The sequence below is a fragment of the Stenotrophomonas sp. STEN056 genome (assembly GCF_056759635.1).
The window spans coordinates 53,935-73,172 of sequence record NZ_JBRRDL010000020.1 but is presented as its reverse complement, the minus strand read 5'-3'; the positions used below and the strand labels follow the sequence as shown (position 1 = coordinate 73,172).

Genomic DNA, 19,238 nt, shown 5'->3' with positions numbered 1-19,238 from the left:
GTGGACGCCGGGCGCACAGCCGCACCGCGGGCAAAGCGGCCTGATGCAGGCACTTCAGCAGGGCCTGTTCATAGCCGCCGCTGGCCTCCAGGACGATGCGCTGGCACGCCACTTGCAGTTCCCTGCGCGATCACCCGGCTAAAGCAATCCGGCCAGGTGCCGATATCCGGGATGCCTGCAGCAATGCCATCCCCTTGCCGCAAGAGGAAATCACATGGCCACGTCGTCCCTGTCCACCATCGGCTCCGGCCTGGACATCCCCACCATCGTTGCCCAGCTGGTCGCTGCTGAACGCGCGCCGTCGGCCAACCGCATCAACAACCAGGGAACCACCGCCACCGCCAAGCTCTCGGCGCTGGGCAGCATCAAGAGCTCCCTCAGCACCCTGCAGACGGCGATGGAAGCCATGGGCAAGGCCGCTGATGTGCGGGCTTACAAAACCTCCGTCCCCGAGAAAAGCGGCTTCGGTGCCACCATCGTCACCGACCCCACCACCGGCAAAACCCTCGCCGCAGCGGGCAGCTACAACATCGAAGTACTCAGCCTCGCACAGCCACAGAAGCTAAGCTCGGGCGCGTTCGATGCCGAGGAGGTTGTGGGTGACGGCAAGCTCTCCATCGCATGGGGCGAGAAGGACTCCATTTCCGTCGACATCGCCCCGGGCAGCAACCTTGCCAGCGTCGCTGCCGCCATCAACAGCGCGGCCGGTGGCAAGGGGGTCAACGCCACCGTCATCACCGCCAATGACGGCCAGCACCTGGTGCTGAATGCGGTAAATGCGGGCACCGAGGGTGCCCTGACGGTCACCGCCAGCGGCGGCAATGGGGGGCTGTCCGCCCTGACCTGGGACGGCACCAGTGGCGGCCTGTCGCAGACCAGCGCCCCAACCAACGCCCACGTGCGCGTGGACGGTTTTGACCGCGAATCCAGCAGCAACAGCATCAGCGACATCATCGCCGGCGTGACGCTGGACCTGACCAAGGCCGAGCCGGGCACCACAACGGCGCTGACCATCACCCAGAACAACGAGCCGCTGAAAACCGCAGTACAGGCATTCGTCACCGCGTACAACGCCTCGGTCAGCCTGCTCAAGACGTCAAGTGCCTATGACGCGGAGAAGGACAAGGCCTCGGTACTTACCGGCGATTCAATGGTGCGCGGCATGCAGCAGCAGCTCCGCGGCCAGCTCAGCGCCAACATCATTGACCTCAAGGAACTGGGCCTGACCGTCACCAAGGACGGCACGTTGTCCCTGGATGCCAGCACCTTCGACAAGGCCATGGCCAAGAATCCGGCCTCGGCCGAGGCACTGGTCGGCAAGAGCGGCCGGCTTTACGAGGGCATGAACAGCATCCTCAAGAGCAACCTTGACAGCGGTACCGGCACGCTGGTGCAGCGCACCGATGCCCTGAACAAGGAAATCAAGAAGCTTGAGAAGCAGCTGGATGAACTTGATGCCCGCATGCTGAAGGTATCGGCGCGCTATACCGCGCAGTTCACGGCAATGGACAAGCTGGTATCGCAGATGCAGGGCACCAGCAGCTACCTGTCACAGCAGCTGTCGGCAATGTCCGGCTGACCTTCGTGACAGCCTCAAGCCAACGGTCCTGATGGCCGATAGCAGTTCAAGCCACACACACGATGTATCGGCAGTTGTCTTCACTGCACGAACACCAGGAGATCGAGTACATGTACGGCCCCAGCCGCAATTTCGCCGAGCAATATCGCCAGATTGGCGTCTCCACCCGGGTGGTGGATGCCGACCCCCACAAGCTGGTCGCGCTGTTGCTGGAAGGTGCCAACGAACGCATGCGCCGTGCCGAGGCCTTCCTGGCCAAAGGTGACCAGGCATTGAAAGGCAAAGCCATCGGCGAGGCCTGCGCCATCGTCGGCCACCTCAACGGCTCGCTTGACCATGCTGCCGGCGGTGAAGTTGCCGGGAATCTGTCCGCGCTCTACGACTACATCGTGCAACGTTTGACCGAAGCCAACCTCAACAACGACCTCGACGCACTGCAGGAGTCGCTTTCCCTGCTGGGTGAGATTGAATCGGCATGGAATGCGATCCCGGTTGAGCAGCGCAGCCATCCGGCCACCAACGGAGCCTGAAATGCCCATTGACCCACGCGACATGCTGCAGGCGTTGCAGACTGACCTGGAAGCGTTGAAGAACGCCATCGACAGTGAAGATCACGCACTGGCGGAACACATCGTCAATGATCATGACGAACGCCTGCGTGCCTACATCCAGGCACATGGTGTGGCCGGGCAGGCACCGGCCCTGCAACAGCTCCACGAACAGCAACAGGCCCTGATCGCACGCATGCGCGAGCTGCGGGACCAGGCCGCCTCCCACCTGCGTCAGGAGCGGCAGTCGGCCCGCGCCGTCAATGCCTACCAGCAGGCAGGCGCATTGCCATGACACCCGCCAGCCTCTCCCACCCTGCCGAAGTGGAGCTGTTTGACGACACGCTTACCTGTGACGTCACCCTGCCGGTGGTGTTCGAGGCCGGCGCAAACGTGCAGCGCGCCGGGGCCTCGGAGATGCTCCTGCGCTCGGTTGCACTGGTGGAGGATTCGCGCGGCGGTGACGACGGCGAGGAACGCACCGACAACAGCGCACAGCTGCAACGCCTGGAAGCCCGCATGGATCTGACCCTGATGCTGCTCGGGCGCCTGCTGCAGCAGTCCAGCACCGCGCTGCCGGCACGCCCGTTGCGCTGGTCACGGCACGGCCTGCGCATTGATCTGGAACAGCCCTGCGATGCAGCGCCCGGCACGCCCGGCGTGGTGAAGCTGCAGCCCGCCGAATGGTTGCCCGACAACATCGAACTGCCCGTGGTGGTGCTCGCGCAGACGGGTACAGCAGGTGCTTTTCATCTGTGGCTGCGCCTGCACGAAACCAGCGACGCACTGGCTTCTGCACTGGAAAGGCACCTGTTTAGGCTGCATCGGCGTCAAATCGCTGACAGCCGTCGTAATCGTTGAATCAATCGGTACTTTTGGCCTGCTGGCGCCGCCCGGTCGGCTCCGCTAAGGTGCTGCATTCCGTCGAGTCATTTCATTACCGTGCGCGTTCTTATCGTTGACGACCACACATTGGTGCGCGCCGGCCTTACCCGGTTGCTGCAGTCGTTCGACGGTATCGAAGTCGTCGCCGAGGCCAGCAACGCCGAGCAGGCATTGGAGATGGCGCTGTTCCATGTGCCGGACCTGGTGCTGATGGATCTCTCCCTTCCCGGCCGCAGTGGGCTGGATGCGTTGAGCGACATCCGCGAGCGCATTCCGCATGCACGTGCGGTGATCATGTCCATGCATGACGATGCTGCCCATGTGCGTGACGCGCTGGATCGCGGCGCGGTGGGTTTCCTGGTCAAGGATGCAGCACCGGCCGAGCTGGAACTGGCGCTGCGCGCCGCGCATGCCGGCCAGGTGTTCCTGAGCCCGCAGATCTCGGCCAAGATGCTTGCGCCGCTGCTGTCACGGACACGCCCTACGGGTATCGCCGCACTGTCACCCAGGCAACGCCAGATCCTGCGCTACCTCGGCAATGGGCGGACCACCAAGGAAATCGCCGCCGATCTGGGCATCAGCATCAAAACCGTGGAAACCCATCGGGCACGGATGATGGAGGCACTGGGCTGCCGCCGCGCGAATGACCTACTGCTGCTCGCGGTACGCCACGAAAAAGACCTGGATTGAGCCGAAGCACGTCGCCTAACCTGCCGCCCGTCACAGAAACGGATTTCCGGCACCGATACGGCAGCACTTCTTTTAAATCAATCGCTTACACGGATATTCCGCTCTCAGGGCGTCATAAAACCGTCGTTATGTAGGGGAAAACCCTACTCGTCGTGGATGCGGACATTACAGCCCTCGGGGGCTCACCTATTACGGCCCTGACAGGGGCCACGCAAGATGCGTTCCACAACGCGCCGATGGTGCGGCGCAACTGGGGAAACGCATGAAAGCCACTCTGTCCGCACAGCTGGGTCAACAACTTCACTTGACCCCTGCCCTGCTCCAGTCCATCCGCCTGCTGCAACTCAACGGCATGCAGCTGGAGTTGGAAGTGCGCCAGGCGTTGGAAAACAACCCGTTGCTGGAACTGAGCGAGGAGCGCGAGGACAGCGTTGCCAGCACCGCAACCGATACCGCCCAGATTGAAACCGCTGCATTTGACGAGCTGCCCGAAACCAGCCTGTGGGACGTGCCGGCCGCCAGTTGGAATGGTGCCGATGACGAGCACATGGCCCGCATCGCCGCAGGCGAAACCAGCGATCCGCAACTGCGTATCCTGCAGGCACTGGCGCTGGAACTGGACGAGGCCGACCTGAACATTGCCCGCTACTGGCTGGAGCAATGCGACGAGGCCGGCTACCTGCAGGGCGCGTTGCCGGCGCTTGCCCAGTTGGCCTGTGCGCGGCTGGACCGCACCAGCGCCGATGTTGAAGCCATCCGTCAGCGCCTGCTGCACGGCGAGTCGGCCGGCATGGCTGCGGTCGATCTGCGCGAATGCCTGCTGGCCCAGCTGACCTCGTTGCCGGGCCGGGTCCCGGCACGTCACCTGGCCAAGCGCCTGCTCGATGCCGATATCCAGCTGCTGGCAAACCATGACCTGCATGCCCTGGCGCAGGCGCTGGATGCCGAAGTGGACGACGTGCGCGAGGCCTTCCGCCTGGTGTTGTCGCTGCAGCCGCGGCCGGGTGAAGCCCTGCTGCCGCAGCCGGAAATGACCGTCATTCCCGACGTGGTTGCCTGGCATGCGGATGGCCAGTGGCGTGTGGCGCTGAACCCGGCAACCACGCCGCGCATCGGTATCAACGCCAGCTACGAACGCGCCGTCGCTGACAGCGCAGGTGAAGCCGCACAACCGCTGCGCGAGCTGCTGCAGGAAGCCCGCTGGCTGACCCGCGGCCTGTCGATGCGCTATGACACCCTGCTGCGCACCGCGCGGGTGATCGTCGAGCGACAGGCGGCCTTCCTGGTCAATGGTGAAGAGGCCATGGCGCCGCTGACCCTGAAGGAAGTGGCCGACATCATCGGCATGCACGAATCCACCGTCTCGCGCATCACCTCGGGCAAGTACCTGCAGACCCCGCGCGGCACCTTTGAACTGAAGCATTTCTTCGCCGTGCGGCTGGAAGGCGCCAGTGTCTCCGGGCAGGCCGTCAAGGCCATGGTCAAGCGCCTGATCGACTCCGAACCGGCCGCCCGCCCGCTGGCGGACGAGGCCATCGCCGGGCTGCTGGCACGCCAGGGGGTAAACATTGCACGCCGGACCGTCGCAAAATACCGCGAACAGCTTGATATCGCCCCGGCCCGCGAGCGCCGGCGCAGCAATGCCAAGCCCCAGCTGGCCCGTGTGGGCTGAAACCAAGGATTCCCATGAGCAAGCTCACCGTACTACTGGTCGACGACCATGAAGGCTTCATCAACGCCGCCATGCGCCATTTCCGCAAGATCGACTGGCTGCAGGTGATTGGCAGCGCCGCCAACGGGCTGGAGGCGATCGAGCGTTCCGAGTCGCTGCGCCCGCAGGTGGTGCTGATGGACCTGGCCATGCCGGAAATGGGCGGGCTGCAGGCCACGCGTCTGATCAAGAGCCAGGACGATGCGCCGTACATCGTCATCGCCAGCCACTTCGACGATTCCGAACACCGCGAGCACGCCCTGCGTGCCGGTGCCGACAACTTCGTCAGCAAACTGTCGTACATCCAGGAGGTCATGCCGATCCTGGAAACACTGAAGGACCCCGATCATGAGTGAGTCGCGCATTCTGGTCATCGATGCTGATGCCGTACGGGCCGAGCGCACCATCGCGCTGCTGGAATTCATGGATTTCAACCCGCGTTGGGTCAGCGAAGCGCAGGACATCGACACCCGCCGCCACCGCGCCAACGACTGGATGGCCATCGTCGTCGGCGGGCTGGAGGATGCCGACCGTGCCGCCGGCTTTTTCAACTGGCTGGCCGCCGCATCACTGCCGCCGCCGATTCTGCTGGCCGACAGCGATCCGCTGGCGTTCTCGCGCCACTACGGCCTGCACGAAGCCAACGTCTGGCCGCTGGAACAACCCATGCGCCATGCGCAGGTCGAGGCACTGCTGCGCCGCGCCAGCCTCAAGCGGCTGGATGCCGAACACCAGGCCGGCAGCAACGACGATACCGGCCCGACCGGCCACAGCCCGGCCGTCACCGAACTGCGCCAGCTGATCGAACAGGTCGCCAATTTCGACACCACCGTGCTGGTGCTGGGCGAATCGGGCACCGGCAAGGAAGTGGTGTCGCGCGCCATCCACCAGCGTTCGCCGCGCCGCGATGGCCCGTTCGTGGCGATCAACTGCGGCGCGATTCCGCCGGACCTGCTGGAAAGCGAGCTGTTCGGTCACGAGAAAGGCGCCTTCACCGGCGCACTGACCGCGCGCAAGGGCCGTTTCGAGATGGCCGAGGGCGGCACCCTGCTGCTGGATGAAATCGGCGACATGAGCCTGCCGATGCAGGTCAAGCTGCTGCGTGTGCTGCAGGAGCGCAGCTTTGAGCGCGTGGGCGGCAACCAGACCATCCGCTGCAATGTGCGGGTGATCGCCGCCACCCACCGCGATCTGGAAACCCGCATCGCCGAAGGCAAGTTCCGCGAGGATCTGTTTTATCGCCTCAACGTGTTCCCCATTGAAGTACCGGCACTGCGCGAGCGCACCACCGATATTCCCGCGCTGGTGGAAACCATTGCCGCGCAGTTGGCCCGCACCGGCCGCGGTGAAGTGCGCTTTGCCCACGAAGCACTGCAGGCCTTGGCCGGTTACGCCTGGCCGGGCAACGTGCGCGAGCTGACCAATCTGGTCGAACGCCTGGCGGTGTTGCACCCCAATGGACTGGTGCGCGTGCAGGACCTGCCCAGCCGCTACCGGGGCGATCATCACGCCGCAACACCGGCCAATGGCAACGATGAACGCCCATTGCCGGCGACGGCCACGACGACCACGGCAGCCGCTCATGCAGCGGCCAGCAGCGACGCCCACGCCGCCCAGGATCAAGCACGCCTGCCCAGCGAAGGGCTGGACCTGCGTGACCACATGGCCGGCATCGAGCTGGCTTTGATCAACGAAGCACTGGAACGTACCCAGGGCGTGGTTGCACATGCCGCCCAACTGCTGGGCCTGCGCCGCACCACCCTGGTCGAAAAGCTGCGCAAGTACGGCATCGAACGCGACCAGCTGGAAGCCACCAGCTGAGCGGCTGCCCGGCAGCACCCCTGGCATTTCCCTGCAGAGCGCGGCACTGCTGCGCCAGGGATTTGCCTCCACGGGATGGACGACCGGGCACGACCCGACACACCCGCCAGCAACAACATTCCCCTCGATAGCGCAGTCACGCTGCGTCCCGGGGAATTGCCTGCAGCGCCCGGCCGAGCATGCCCCGGTGTTGCACATCGGCAGCCACGGCAGATCACCACAACACCATCAATACGATTGCGGGCGATGTCCTTTCCGCCCCGCTGCCTGCGCCACGCCTGTCCACTGACGCCGGCCCTGCCCTGCTGTCGAAAAGCCGGCAGCACGCCGGATTGCAGGCATCGTTCCGCACCCTGGTGCCAGATAACTGTCTTCACATTCGTGGCACGCCACTTGCAACTGTGAAGGCAGAAAGCTCTCTCTCTGGAATCCGTTTCGATGTCTCATTCCATCACCTCTGTTCTTTCCCAGATCCGAACCCTGCAGACCCAGGTCGGCCAGGTTGCGCCGTCGGCCGACATGCCGCGCAGCAACGCGATCCAGGGGTTGAGTGAAGGGCAAAGCGTCAATGCACCGTCGTTCAGCCAGACCCTGCAGGGCGCGATCAAGGGCGTGAACGAAGCACAGCAGAAGTCCGGGCAACTGGCTGCGGCCTTCGAGCGCGGCGAGCCCGGTGCTGACCTGGCCAAGGTGATGGTCGCCTCACAACAGTCCCAGCTGGCGTTCCGCGCCACCGTGGAAGTCCGCAACCGTCTCGTCCAGGCTTACCAGGACGTGATGAACATGCCGCTGTAAGGATAGAAACGCATGGCCCTCGCGCTTCCCAAAGATTCGTTGAACAGCCAGCAGGCCGGTGCCTGGTTCGACCGCCTGCAAAGCCTGCAGATCACCCGCCGCCTGGGCTTGATGGCGATGATCGCCGTGGCCGTTGCGGCCGGGCTGTTCGTGTTTTTCTGGGCGCAGAAGCCGCAGATGATGCCGCTGTACACCGGCCTGGACCAGAAGGCCACCGCCGAGGCCACCGACCTGCTGCGTGCGGCGCAGATTCCGTTTGAACTCAACGCCACCACCGGCGCCATCAGCGTGCCGGAAAAGAACGTGCACGACGCACGGCTGAAGCTGGCCGGTTCGGGCCTGACTGAAAGCGGCCGTTTGGGCTTTGAAATGATGGAGCGCGACCCCGGCTTCGGCGTCAGCCAGTTCGTCGAAAGCGCCCGCTACCAGCACGCACTGGAAACCGAACTGGTGCGCACCATCACCACCCTGCGCCCGGTGCGTGATGCCCGCGTGCACCTGGCCATTCCCAAGCCCAGCGCCTTCACCCGCCAGCGCGACGTCGCCAGCGCCTCGGTGGTGCTGGAACTGCGCGGTGGCCAGCAGCTGGAACGCAACCAGGTGGACGCCATCGTGCACATGGTCGCCTCCAGCATCCCGGACCTCGCCCCCGAGCGGGTGACGGTGGTCGACCAGAGTGGCCGCATGCTCACCATCGCCGATCCCAACAGCGATGCGGCCCTGAACGCTGCACAGTTCGACCAGGTGCGCCGTCTGGAAGGCTCCTACAACCAGCGCATCCGCGAATTGCTGGAGCCGATGACCGGCGCTGGCCGGGTGAATCCGGAAGTCAGCGTGGACATGGATTTCTCCGTCACCGAGGAAGCGCGCGAGCTGTACAGCGCCGAGCCGCAGAAGGTGCGCAGCGAGCAGATCAGCGAAAACACCACCAACACCGCCGGGCCGCAGGGCGTTCCCGGTGCCGCCAGCAACACCCCGCCGGGCCCGGGTGCAGCGCCTGCGCCGGCAACGGCTGCAACGCCGACGGAAACCTCCAAGAACGCCACCCGCAACTACGAACTGGACCGTACCCTGCAGCACACCCGTCAGCCGGCGGGCCGGGTCAAGCGCGTTTCGGTGGCGGTGCTGGTCGATCACGTCCCGCGTGCCGGCACCAACGGCAAGGTCAGCGACCAGCCGCTGAGTGCGGCCGAGCTGACCCGCGTCGAAGCCCTGGTCAAGCAGGCCGTCGGCTTCAGCGCCGAGCGCGGCGACACCGTGTCGGTGATGAATGCACCGTTCGTGCGCGAGTCCATTCCGGTGGAAGCGCCCAACTGGTGGGAGAACCCGCAGTTGCGCGATGCCCTGCGTCTGGTGCTCGGCGCCATCGTCGTACTGGCCCTGCTGTTTGGCGTATTGCGCCCGGCATTGCGGCAGATTTCCGGCCCGCCCAAGGCATTGCCGGGCAAGAGCGACGACCCACTGAGCGCCGACGTACAGGTGATGGACGACGGCACGCAGATGCCCGAGCTGGCCGCTGACCGCCTGCGTCTGGACAACGAAGCCAAGCTCGCCCTGCCGGTCGATGCTTATGAAGAACGTCTGCGCATGGCGCGTGAGGCCGTGCGCACCGATTCCAAGCGCGTGGCACAGGTCGTGAAGGGCTGGGTGGCAAATGACTGACGCCGTTCCCATGACCGGGGTGCAACGCGCCGCCGTACTGCTGCTGTCGCTGGGCGAAACCGACGCGGCCGAAGTGCTGCGCCACATGGAGCCCAAGGAGGTGCAGAAGATCGGCATCGCCATGGCCACGCTCAGCGATGTCACCCGCGAGCAGGTGCAACAGGTGATGGACGATTTCGGCGCACAGCTGGGCAACAAGACCTCGCTGAGCGTTGGCTCGGACGACTACATCCGCAACATGCTGGTGCAGGCGCTGGGCAACGAGAAGGCCAGCAACCTGATCGACCGCATCCTGCTCGGCCGCAACACCACCGGCCTGGATGCCTTGAAGTGGATGGACCCGCGTGCCGTGGCCGACCTGGTCCGCAACGAGCACCCGCAGATCATCGCCATCGTCATGGCCCACCTGGAAACCGACCAGGCCGCCGAGGCCCTGAAGCTGCTGCCCGACCGCACCCGCGTCGATGTGCTGCTGCGCATCGCCACGCTGGACGGCATTCCGCCCAATGCACTGAACGAGCTCAACGAGATCATGGAACGCCAGTTCGCTGGCAACCAGAATCTCAAGTCGTCCAGCATTGGCGGCGTGCAGTGCGCAGCCAACATTCTCAATTTCATGGACGGCGGCCAGGACCAAGCCATCCTCAGCGAGATCGCGCGCATCGATGCGCCGCTGGGCAACCGCATCCAGGACCTGATGTTCGTCTTCGACGACCTGGTGGACCTGGATGACCGCGAAATGCAGCTGGTGCTGCGCGAAGTCAGCGGCGAGCGGCTCGGCCTTGCCCTGCGCGGTGCCGATATCAAGGTACGCGACAAGATCACCCGCAACATGTCCCAGCGTGCGGCCGAAATCCTGCTCGAAGACATGGAAGCACGCGGCCCGGTGCGCCTGTCCGATGTGGAAGCCGCGCAGCGTGAAATCCTGGCCATCGTCAAGCGCATGGCGGACGAAGGCACCGTCACCGTCGGCGGCAGCGCGGAGGCCATGCTGTGAACAATGCCGTCCGCTGGCACGCGCCGGACCTCAACGCGCCGTCGACCGTCGTTGAACCGGCCGCATCCGCATTTGCATCGGACCTGATTGAAACCATCACGGCCGCTGAACCGGCCCCGCCGCCGGTGCAGTTGCCGACGCTGGAGGAAGTGCAGGCCATCCGCGATGCCGCGCAGGAAGAAGGCTTCCAGCAGGGCCATGGCGAAGGTTATGCGCAGGGCCAAGCCGAAGTCCGCCGTCTGGTCGCACAGATCGAGGGCATCCTCGACAACTTCAGCCGGCCGCTGGTTCGGCTGGAAAATGAAGTCGTCGGCGCGCTGGGTGAGTTGTCGGTCCGCATCGCCGGCGCGCTGATCGGCCGCGCCTACGAGGCGGATCCTTCGCTGCTGTCCGAGCTGGTCAACGAGGCACTGGACACCGTCAGCGGGGCCAACCGCGATGTTGAAGTGCGCCTGCATCCGGACGACATTGCCGCGCTCAGCGGCCTGCTGTCGTTGCCGGAAGGCCAGCGCCTTTCGCCCGATACCAGCCTGAGCCGCGGCGACCTGCGCGTACATGCCGAGACCGTACGCATTGACGGCACCCTGGACGCGCGCCTGCGCGCAGCCTTGAGCACCGTGCTGCGCCGCGCCGGAGCCAACCCGTGAGCACCGTCGAAACGCCCTCGCCCGCACCGGCCGAGTGGGCAGCCGCGCGCAACCTGCGCCTGGCCGCTCGCCTGGACGGCATATCGCTGGATGCATCCGCCGGCCACGGTCTGGTCCGCGAAGGCATTCTGCGCCGTGCGGTCGGCCTCACCCTGGAAGCGGTCGGTTGCGAAGCGCCAATGGGGTCCAACTGCAAAGTCGAAATCATCGACGGCGGCTGGGTAGATGCCGAGGTCGTCGGTTTCTCCGGCGACCGCTCGTACCTGATGCCCAGCGCCGAGCTGCACGGCCTGCTGCCCAACGCGCGTGTGGTGCCGTCGTACCGGCGCAGTGGTGTGGAAGTGGGTGAAGGCCTGCTTGGCCGCGTCATCGACAGCGATGGCGTGCCGCTGGATGGCAAGGGGCCGATCCGCGCTGAGGGCAACGTCAGCATGGCCGGCGTGTCGATCAACCCGCTTGCCCGCGAGCCCATCACCCAGCCGCTGGACGTGGGCGTGCGCGCGATCAACGCCTTGCTGCCGATTGGCCGCGGCCAGCGCGTGGGGCTGTTCGCCGGTTCGGGTGTGGGTAAATCAACGCTGCTCGGCATGATGACCCGCTACACCTCCGCCGATGTGATCGTGGTGGGCCTGATCGGTGAGCGTGGCCGCGAAGTGCGCGATTTTGTCGAAACCACGCTGGGCGAAGAAGGCCTGCGCCGCGCGGTCGTCGTCGCCAGCCCGGCCGACCGCCCACCGCTGGCCCGCCTGCACGGCGCTTACCGCGCCACCGCCATCGCCGAGTGGTTCCGCGACCAGGGCCTGAACGTATTGCTGCTGATGGATTCCCTGACCCGCTTCGCCCAGGCGCAGCGCGAGATCGGCCTGTCCGTTGGCGAGCCGCCGACCACCCGCGGCTACCCGCCGTCGGTGTTCGCCAAACTGCCGGCCCTGGTGGAACGCGCCGGCAATGGTGCCAAGGGGCGTGGCTCGATTACCGCCTTCTATACCGTGCTGACCGAAGGTGACGATCCGCAGGACCCCATCGCCGATGCCGCCCGCGCCATCCTTGATGGCCACATCCTGCTGTCGCGCCGCGTCGCCGACTCCGGCCTGTACCCGGCCATCGACGTGGAATCCTCGGTCAGCCGCGTGGTGCAGGACATCGCCGACGACATCTGGCGCGCACGCATTCGCAAACTCAAGCGGCTGGTGTCGGCCTACACCGCCAACCGCGACCTGATCGCCATCGGCGCGTACCAACGCGGCAACGACCCGCTCACCGATGAAGCACTGGACCGCTGGCCCGAGATCATGGAATTCCTCGGCCAGGACGTGCACGCCGCCGCCGACCTTGGCCACAGCCTCAACGCATTGCAACAGCTGGTAGATAAAGAGAGCGCCACATGAGCCCTTCCCGCCGCATGGATCCCCTGCTGCGCCACGCACAGGAGCGCGAGGACGAAGTTGCCAGAGAGCTGGCCGAACGCCAGCGGGCACTGGACGTCCACCAGTCGCGCCTGTCCGAGCTGCGCCAGTACGCCGAGGAATATGCCAACGCGCAGATGTCCACCACCAGCGCCGCGCAGTTGCTCAACCGGCGCGCGTTTCTGGACCGGCTGGACAACGCCGTGGAAGCGCAAAGCAAGACCGTGGACAGCAACCGCGAACGCGTGGATGCCGAACGCGCCCGCCTGCTGCTGGCCAGCCGCGACAAGCAGGTGCTTGAGCAGTTGGCCGCCAGCTATCGCGCACAGGAAAAGAAGGCCGAGGATCGCCGCGACCAGCGCGACATGGATGAGATCGGCGCCCGTCGCGTTCGCCAGGCGCAGGCCGCTGCGGAAGGAGACGAGGCGTGAACGTGCTGACGTCCGGCCTGTCTGTTGCGGGCAATGCCGATGCCGGCACCACGCCGCGCGCCAACGGAAGCAGCGACAGCAAGTCCAAGAGCGGCTTCGACGCGCTGCTGCAGGACAAACCAGCCGCGCAGAAATCCGATCCGCTGACACAGGCGAGCAACAAGGACGCGCGGCCACCCCGCACGTCTTCCGGCCACGATGACGCCAGCAGCAGCGAGAGCGAAGAGACCGCCGCCGCTGCCCCGACGACGGCGGACCACAGCAGGAGCGAGGCTGCCGAACCGGCTGAGGAGGCCCCATGGCCGCCGCTGGGGTTGTCGGCAATGCTGACGCCCACACCGGAAGCCACGCCGCCGCCAGCCACCGGGATCGCGCAAACGGCGCCGCCGCCGGCAAACACCAACCTGCCGGGGCCCCCCGCCGCGCTTGCGGCTGCCACGGCCATCAGCGCCGCCAGCGAAGCCGCTGAGCCGGCAGAGCTGGCATTGCCGTTGGGCATCGCCCAGCCCGGCGACGAACAGCTTGGCAGCAAGCTCGATGTTGCTGAAGCACCGCTACCCCACAACGTCAGCGCCCTGCTGCAAAACCCGACCGTGCAGGATCTGCGCGCTAGCGCGCCGGGGACAAGCGTGCAGGCGCCCACCGCGACACCGGATATCAACAGCGGGGATTTTGACGAGACCTTCGGCGCCCGCGTCGGCTGGTTGGCCGACCAGAAAATCGGCCACGCACACATCCGCATCACCCCGCACGACCTCGGCCTGGTGGAAGTGAAGCTGCAGCTGGACGGCGACCGCGTGCATGCCAGCTTCAGCAGTGCCCACGCCGACGTGCGACAGGCACTGGAAAGCAGCCTGCCGCGCCTGCGCGAAATGCTGGGCGAGCAAGGCCTGCAACTGGCGCAGGCCGATGTCGGCCAGCAGCCTTCGCCACAGCAACAAGGTGGCGATGGTCAGTCCGCAGGCGGCAGCGCGTTCGGCGGCGGACAGGAATCCGGCGTCGATATGCCGGCACCGGCAACGCAAACCCTGCGCATGCGCGGGCTGCTGGATGCGTACGCCTGAGGGGAGAGGCGTCCCCTCTTCCGCCCTTCGGGCACCTTCTCCCGCAAGGGGAGAAGGGAGCGTATTGATCGCCGCGTTGATGTCAGACGGCCAGCCTCAGGAACGCTCATCCAAGTCCTCGGGTAGCCGGATACGTGCGCCTAAGGGAAACGCCCGGCTCTCCACCAGGAGCGAAGCTCCCCTCCCGCGCCCGCAAAGGCTTCCCGTTCATCGGGTGAGAGCGGCGTCGATGCTGCAGTTGCTGAGAAAGCTTCAGATTGCGGCGTACTAAGCCCCTCTCCCCTCACGGGAGAGGGGTTGGGGAGAGGGGGACAGTCCCCGTCAACATTCCGCCACCACCCTTCTCCACTCCTCCGGCACGGCCCTTGCATGTGAACGGGCAGTAATCCTGAGGAGCACCCCGTGGCTGTTGCCGCCGACAAATCCCGTAAACCCGAACCGACCAAGGAGGCGACGGGCAAGTCGCGGCGTCCGCTGTTGGTGATTGCGCTGATCGCACTGGTTGCCGCCGGTGGTGCCGGTGGCGCTGTCTGGTACTTCACCCAGGGCCAGGGCGCCGCCGCCGCGGACAAGCCCGCCGTCGCAACGCCGGCACCGGCGCAGTACTTCGCGCTGGAACCCTCGTTCGTGGTCAACCTCAACGGCCCCATCGACGGCCCGCGCTACCTGCAGGTGGACGTCCAGTTGATGACCCGCGACCCGCTGGCGCTGCAGGCCATGCAGACCCATGCACCGGCCATCCGCGCCAAGCTGTTGATGCTGTTCTCGCAGGTTGAGCCGGCGCAGATCGCCGACCGCGCCGGCAAGGAAGCCCTGCAGGCTTCGGCCCTGGCCGAGGTGCAGAAGCTGATGAAGGCCGAGACCGGCAAGAAGTCGGCCGATGACCTGCTGTTCACCAGCTTTGTCACCCAGTAAGGGACCACGATGAGCATCAACGACCTGCTCTCACAGGACGAAATCGATGCCCTGCTGCACGGTGTCGATTCGGGCAACGTCAGCACTGCCGAGCCCGAACCTGCACCGGGCGAGGCGCGTGCCTACGACTTCGCCAGCCAGGACCGCATCATCCGTGGGCGCATGCCGACGCTGGAAATGGTCAACGAGCGCTTCGCACGGTTATGGCGTATTGGGCTGTTCAACCTGATCCGCCGCTCGGCCGAGTTGTCGGTGCGCGGTATCGAACTGATCAAATTCGGCGACTACCTGCACTCGCTGTATGTGCCGACCAACCTCAACCTGATCCGCTTCAAGCCGCTGCGCGGCACCGGCTTGATCGTGTTCGAGCCGACGCTGGTGTTTGCCATCGTCGACAACTTCTTCGGCGGTGACGGCCGTTACCCCACCCGCATCGAAGGCCGCGAGTTCACCGCCACCGAGATGCGGGTGATCCAGCTGATGCTCAAGCAGACCTTTTCCGACCTGCGCGAAGCCTGGGGCCCGGTGATGAACGTCGATTTCGACTACATCAATTCCGAGATCAACCCGCACTTCGCCAACATCGTCAGCCCGCGTGAGTACGTGGTGGTCAGCCGCTTCCATGTCGAACTGGACGGCGGCGGCGGCGACATCCACATCACCCTGCCCTATTCGATGCTGGAGCCCATCCGCGAGCTGCTCGACGCCGGCATCCAGAGCGACCGCAATGACCGCGACGAGAGCTGGGCCATCATGCTGCGCGAGCAGCTCAATACCGCCGAGGTCGAGCTTTCCAGCGTGCTGGCACGCCGCCGCATGAGCCTACGTGAGCTCACCAAACTGAAGATCGGCGACATCCTGCCCATCGACATGCCCAAGGACGTGCCGCTGTGCGTGGAAGGCATCCCGGTGTTCACCGGCCAGTTCGGCGTCGCCAACGAGCGCAACGCCATCAAGATCACCGCAACCCATCCGCCGGGCAAACGTCCCAACGTTCCCGTGATCCAGGACACCTCCAATGAATGACACCGAAGCCCCCGACACTGCCGCGTCCGCCACGCCGGCACAGTTCGCCAACCTGCAGGCCGATGCGGCCAGCGGCACCGATCTTGATCTGGACGTGATACTCGACGTCCCGGTGACGCTGTCACTGGAAGTCGGCCGTGCACGCCTGCCCATCCGCAACCTGCTGCAGCTCAACCAGGGCTCGGTGGTGGAGCTGGAACGCGGTGCCGGCGAATCGCTGGACGTGTTCGTCAACGGCACCTTGATCGCCCACGGCGAAGTGGTGGTCATCAATGACCGCTTCGGCGTGCGCCTGACTGACGTGGTCAGCCCCAGCGAGCGGATCCGGAGACTGCGTTGATCGCATTGCTCGCTCTCGCCGCGCCTGCCGCCAAGGCGGCAACGCCGGTCGGCCAACATGCGGCAAACACGCCGAGCATGTTCGGCGCGGTGTTCATGCTGCTGGTGGTGCTGGGTTTGATCATCGGCCTGGGCTGGGTGCTCAAGCGCCTGCCCGGCGGTGGGTTCCGCCCTGCCGAAGGCCTGAAGGTGGTGGCGAGTATCAACGTCGGCGCCAAAGAGCGCGTGGTGGTGGTGGACGTCAACGGCCAGCAGTTGCTGCTGGGCGTGACGGCCGGCGGCATCAGCGCCCTGCACACCCTGCCCGAGCCGCTGCCGCAGACGCCCGCAACGGCACTGCCCAACCTCAAACAACTACCGAATTTCGCGCAACTGCTGTCGCAGAAGCTGCGCAAGGATGCCTGACATGCCGGCCCTTCGTCTCAACCAGCGTTGTTGCTGGCAATTGTTCGTGCTGCTGGCACTGCTGGCGATGCCGCTGCTTGCCTTCGCCGCGCCGGGCGCACCGCAGCTGCCGGCATTGCCGGACGTGAATGTCGGCAAGATCGGCAGCCAGCCGGTGAGCCTGCCGCTGCAGACCCTGCTGCTGATGACGGCCATTACGCTGCTGCCGTCGATGTTGCTGGTGCTGACCGCCTTCACCCGCATCATCATCGTGCTGGGCCTGTTGCGCCAGGCATTGGGCACCGGACAAACCCCTTCCAACCAGATCCTGCTGGGCCTGGCGCTGTTCCTGACCGCGATGGTGATGATGCCGGTCTGGGACAAGGCCTGGTCCACCGGCATGGCGCCCTATCTGGATGGACAGATCGATTTCCAGACGGCCTGGAAGCTGACCACCGACCCATTGCGCGCCTTCATGCTGGCGCAGGTACGCGAGACCGACCTGATGACCTTCGCCGGCCTGGCCGGGCACGGCGCCTATGCCAGCCCGGATGCGGTGCCGTTCCCGGTGCTGGTGGCCTCGTTTGTAACCAGCGAGCTGAAGACCGCCTTCGAGATCGGCTTCCTGATCTTCATCCCGTTCGTGATCATCGACCTGGTGGTCTCCAGCGTGCTGATGTCGATGGGCATGATGATGCTGTCGCCGATGCTGGTGTCAGCCCCGTTCAAGATCCTGCTGTTCGTGCTGGTGGACGGCTGGGTACTGGTGGTCGGCACGTTGGCAGCGAGCTTCAACGTGGTGTGAGCCGTGGCGGTCACGGAGTTCCCGCACGAAGCCGCGATCAACCCGCGGCTTCGTCCAGGATGCGCTGGGTGTCGGCTCAGAAACTGCGATTCGGCAGGGTAACGTCCGGGGCGAAAGCTGATGACGTTGCGCGGCCCATCATCGCGACGCAATGTCCGCCAGGAAGGCCATGACTGCACGTTCGGCAGCTTCATTTCTCTCCAGACCATCCGTGCCGACGGACGTCCTTAGCGAGAGATACATTTCCACCGCCGCATGCACGCTGCGAAGACATGATTCGCGGTCATGGCCAGCCACGGTCCCGCGGAGCTGCCTGGCCCGCTCGGGTGCAGCCGATTCCAGCCTGCGCACACCTGCAGGCTGGGCACCCGCCTCCACGAGCGCCAATGGCCCGAGTACCTGCTGACGCAGGAAGGCCAGAAAGCCGACAACCTCAAACAGTTCGCCGCGTCCAATCTTGAGCGCTGCATAGTGCACCCACACCCAAAAGCGATCCTCGATCCAGGACAGGTCGGGCGCGGGATACTGTGCCGTGCCCGTGGCCAACGCCGCGCTCACCCTGCCTTCGCGCTCCCAGAGGACGACAGGCTCGTCAACCCGAGCGGAAACATCCGGCACTGCCAGGAACTTGAGATCCACATGCAAGGGTGCCTCGCCATCCTCCCCCTGATACAGGCAGATAAGTAAGCGCGGCTCTCCCACGTGCTCGCCGGTAAATGCCGCCAGAAGTGGCCCGAGCTGGGCGGCAATATGCTTGCGCTCTGCAAGAACGGCAGCCAGCGAATCCGGCTCAACGGCGATGGTCAAATCAACATCGCTGAATTCGTCCATCGTCCCACTGGCGAATGAGCCGGCAGCGGCCACCCCAACGATGCGGGAATCGGCCTGCAAAAGCGGCAAGGCGCGTTCAAGAAAGGATGCGTGAGCAGGGGGAATCGTGGTGGGTTGCATGGGCTGCCGCGCCTCTATCGCAGCGAACTAGTTGGTTCTGCGCCTCTGGGTGCGCGGGGTCAGTCGGGGTCTGATGAAAAACAGCGCATTGAAACGGTGTGCCTGCTATCGCGCATCGCTACCGTCGAATGGCTCACGCTTCCCGGTGCGGATGACGTGTTGTTCGCGCTGAAGCAGGAACAGTGGCAATGCCAATGACGGCCCCACCAGAAGCGCAAGCATTGGAAGCCACAGCCCTGGCATCTTCAGCCGGCGCCCTTCGACGATGATCAGCACGCCAACGGCCACGCCTGAAACAAGCACATCCGACCATGCAAAGGCGGCCACAGGTGTTTCCGTTGCCTGCTGATACAACAGCGGCACATCCAGCCCATGGGCCGCCAGCCAGGGCAGGAACTGAGCAAGCGGCAGCACCGCACCAACGATACAAAGGACTAGGTAGAGAAAACGCATCCAGGGCATCTCTTCGGTTGGGAAAAACGTCTGTATCGCATTGAACAGCGCACTTCTAGCCGCGGGCGTTAAGCAATATGGCGCACCCCACGGCTATCACGAGCAGGATGCACAGCAATATGCGCCCTG

The 19,238-nt window shown here is 65.2% G+C and carries 22 protein-coding genes; 20 read left to right on the top strand and 2 right to left on the bottom strand.

The window, feature by feature from the left end:
* Positions 1-214: 214 nt before the first annotated feature.
* The 20 genes from fliD (at position 215) to fliP (ending at position 17,705) form a co-directional block, all read left to right on the top strand.
* Complete coding sequence (gene fliD, locus ACVOLO_RS11995; RefSeq protein WP_481570523.1) at positions 215-1,579, top strand: flagellar filament capping protein FliD; 1,365 nt, start codon at positions 215-217, stop codon at positions 1,577-1,579.
* A gap of 110 nt (positions 1,580-1,689) precedes the next feature.
* Entirely contained in the window at positions 1,690-2,109 is a 420-nt protein-coding gene (gene fliS, locus ACVOLO_RS11990; protein WP_481570527.1) for a flagellar export chaperone FliS, read from the top strand.
* Between the two features lies 1 nt (position 2,110).
* The gene (locus tag ACVOLO_RS11985; protein ID WP_481570522.1) at positions 2,111-2,422 is read left to right on the top strand and encodes a hypothetical protein; all 312 of its coding nucleotides are present in this window, start codon (positions 2,111-2,113) and stop codon (positions 2,420-2,422) included.
* Positions 2,419-2,988 carry a PilZ domain-containing protein gene (locus ACVOLO_RS11980; RefSeq protein ID WP_481570521.1) on the top strand — a complete coding sequence of 190 codons (570 nt, stop codon included), beginning with the start codon at positions 2,419-2,421 and terminating at the stop codon, positions 2,986-2,988. The genes ACVOLO_RS11985 and ACVOLO_RS11980 overlap by 4 nt, the downstream gene beginning before the upstream one ends.
* A gap of 81 nt (positions 2,989-3,069) precedes the next feature.
* Entirely contained in the window at positions 3,070-3,702 is a 633-nt protein-coding gene (locus ACVOLO_RS11975; protein WP_481570520.1) for a response regulator, read from the top strand.
* A gap of 262 nt (positions 3,703-3,964) precedes the next feature.
* Positions 3,965-5,374: an RNA polymerase factor sigma-54 gene (gene rpoN / locus ACVOLO_RS11970; protein ID WP_481570519.1), complete on the top strand. Its 1,410-nt coding sequence runs from the start codon at positions 3,965-3,967 to the stop codon at positions 5,372-5,374.
* 14 nt (positions 5,375-5,388) lie between these two features.
* On the top strand, positions 5,389-5,769 hold the full coding sequence (locus ACVOLO_RS11965; RefSeq protein WP_481570518.1) for a response regulator: 381 nt from the start codon (positions 5,389-5,391) through the stop codon (positions 5,767-5,769).
* Positions 5,762-7,234: a sigma-54 dependent transcriptional regulator gene (locus tag ACVOLO_RS11960; protein ID WP_481570517.1), complete on the top strand. Its 1,473-nt coding sequence runs from the start codon at positions 5,762-5,764 to the stop codon at positions 7,232-7,234. Before ACVOLO_RS11965 ends, ACVOLO_RS11960 begins: the two co-directional genes overlap by 8 nt.
* A 438-nt stretch (positions 7,235-7,672) precedes the next feature.
* Positions 7,673-8,029: a flagellar hook-basal body complex protein FliE gene (gene fliE, locus ACVOLO_RS11955; RefSeq protein ID WP_481570516.1), complete on the top strand. Its 357-nt coding sequence runs from the start codon at positions 7,673-7,675 to the stop codon at positions 8,027-8,029.
* Between the two features lie 12 nt (positions 8,030-8,041).
* A complete protein-coding gene (fliF, locus tag ACVOLO_RS11950) occupies positions 8,042-9,691 on the top strand; it encodes a flagellar basal-body MS-ring/collar protein FliF (RefSeq protein WP_481570515.1) in 1,650 nt (549 codons plus the stop codon).
* A gap of 10 nt (positions 9,692-9,701) precedes the next feature.
* Positions 9,702-10,688 (top strand): flagellar motor switch protein FliG, encoded by a 987-nt coding sequence (gene fliG, locus ACVOLO_RS11945; protein ID WP_481570526.1) that lies wholly within the window; start codon positions 9,702-9,704, stop codon positions 10,686-10,688.
* Positions 10,685-11,335 (top strand): FliH/SctL family protein, encoded by a 651-nt coding sequence (locus tag ACVOLO_RS11940; RefSeq protein WP_481570514.1) that lies wholly within the window; start codon positions 10,685-10,687, stop codon positions 11,333-11,335. The genes fliG and ACVOLO_RS11940 overlap by 4 nt, the downstream gene beginning before the upstream one ends.
* Entirely contained in the window at positions 11,332-12,723 is a 1,392-nt protein-coding gene (fliI, locus tag ACVOLO_RS11935; protein ID WP_481570513.1) for a flagellar protein export ATPase FliI, read from the top strand. The genes ACVOLO_RS11940 and fliI overlap by 4 nt, the downstream gene beginning before the upstream one ends.
* Positions 12,720-13,172: a flagellar export protein FliJ gene (gene fliJ, locus ACVOLO_RS11930; RefSeq protein ID WP_481570512.1), complete on the top strand. Its 453-nt coding sequence runs from the start codon at positions 12,720-12,722 to the stop codon at positions 13,170-13,172. The genes fliI and fliJ overlap by 4 nt, the downstream gene beginning before the upstream one ends.
* Positions 13,169-14,236, top strand: a complete 1,068-nt coding sequence (locus ACVOLO_RS11925) for a flagellar hook-length control protein FliK (RefSeq protein ID WP_481570511.1) — start codon at positions 13,169-13,171, stop codon at positions 14,234-14,236. The genes fliJ and ACVOLO_RS11925 overlap by 4 nt, the downstream gene beginning before the upstream one ends.
* A gap of 402 nt (positions 14,237-14,638) precedes the next feature.
* Complete coding sequence (locus tag ACVOLO_RS11920; protein WP_481570510.1) at positions 14,639-15,151, top strand: flagellar basal body-associated FliL family protein; 513 nt, start codon at positions 14,639-14,641, stop codon at positions 15,149-15,151.
* A 9-nt stretch (positions 15,152-15,160) separates the two neighbouring features.
* Positions 15,161-16,177 carry a flagellar motor switch protein FliM gene (gene fliM, locus ACVOLO_RS11915; protein ID WP_481570509.1) on the top strand — a complete coding sequence of 339 codons (1,017 nt, stop codon included), beginning with the start codon at positions 15,161-15,163 and terminating at the stop codon, positions 16,175-16,177.
* On the top strand, positions 16,170-16,517 hold the full coding sequence (fliN, locus tag ACVOLO_RS11910; RefSeq protein ID WP_481570508.1) for a flagellar motor switch protein FliN: 348 nt from the start codon (positions 16,170-16,172) through the stop codon (positions 16,515-16,517). Before fliM ends, fliN begins: the two co-directional genes overlap by 8 nt.
* Positions 16,514-16,921 carry a flagellar biosynthetic protein FliO gene (gene fliO / locus ACVOLO_RS11905; protein ID WP_481570507.1) on the top strand — a complete coding sequence of 136 codons (408 nt, stop codon included), beginning with the start codon at positions 16,514-16,516 and terminating at the stop codon, positions 16,919-16,921. Before fliN ends, fliO begins: the two co-directional genes overlap by 4 nt.
* A 1-nt stretch (position 16,922) precedes the next feature.
* Positions 16,923-17,705, top strand: coding sequence for a flagellar type III secretion system pore protein FliP (fliP, locus tag ACVOLO_RS11900; protein ID WP_481570505.1), 783 nt, complete (start codon positions 16,923-16,925; stop codon positions 17,703-17,705).
* A 138-nt stretch (positions 17,706-17,843) separates the two neighbouring features.
* Here the strand turns inward: fliP and ACVOLO_RS11895 are convergent, their stop codons facing one another.
* Positions 17,844-18,656, bottom strand: a complete 813-nt coding sequence (locus ACVOLO_RS11895; RefSeq protein WP_481570504.1) for a nucleotidyltransferase domain-containing protein — start codon at positions 18,654-18,656, stop codon at positions 17,844-17,846.
* Positions 18,657-18,761: 105 nt separating this feature from the next.
* Positions 18,762-19,109 carry a DUF2834 domain-containing protein gene (locus tag ACVOLO_RS11890; protein WP_481570503.1) on the bottom strand — a complete coding sequence of 116 codons (348 nt, stop codon included), beginning with the start codon at positions 19,107-19,109 and terminating at the stop codon, positions 18,762-18,764.
* Positions 19,110-19,238 lie beyond the last annotated feature (129 nt).